This is a genomic window from Vibrio sp. 2134-1 (genome assembly GCF_033339495.1).
The window spans coordinates 1-635 of the sequence record NZ_JAWOUS010000563.1 but is presented as its reverse complement, the minus strand read 5'-3'; the positions used below and the strand labels follow the sequence as shown (position 1 = coordinate 635).

Below are 635 nucleotides of genomic sequence, written 5' to 3'. Positions count from 1 at the left end.
TCGTCGGATTAGCCAAACACTTTATTGCGCACCGCAACGCTAACGAATCCAAAACCAAGACGATTCTCGACTCGGCAATCCAAAAAATCGCCATGCACGATTGGCCTGGCAACGTTCGAGAACTCAAGCACACCATCGAGCGTGCGTTCATTCTCGCCGACGATACCATTAAAGATGAACATCTGATTTTCGATACGCCGCCACTGGAAACCGGTACTCGATTAGAAGATATGGTGCCTGCTGGCGTATCGTTAGAAGAGCTGGAAAAAGCCGCTATTCTCAATACGCTTGAAGAGAATCAAGGCAACAAAACGGAATCGGCTCAGGAACTGGGTATCAGCGTTAAAACGCTGTACAACAAGCTCGAAAAGTATCAAGACGAGTAAACACACCGCAAATAGCAAAAGAGCACTGAATTGAATTCAGTGTTCTTTTTCATCGTCTCTTTCTATCTTTGCGTGCAGCGCTGGATTATGTGTAGGTAAAATAAAGTTTGCCAACATACAACTCTATGTAGAATAGAGTTCGCCAAAATGGATAACGCCACTGCTAAACCACCCGGTATATCATGGTTTTAGAATAGGACGGCTATCGTTCCTTTTATCCACTCAAAAAGGTGCTTATACGTGACAGAT

The 635-nt window shown here is 44.4% G+C and carries 1 protein-coding gene; it reads left to right on the top strand.

Features of this window, described 5'->3' with window-relative positions; genetic code table 11:
• A partial coding sequence (locus R7R78_RS27245) for a helix-turn-helix domain-containing protein (protein ID WP_318119661.1) occupies positions 1-386 on the top strand: 386 nt, incomplete at its 5' end.
• Positions 387-635: the final 249 nt, after the last annotated feature.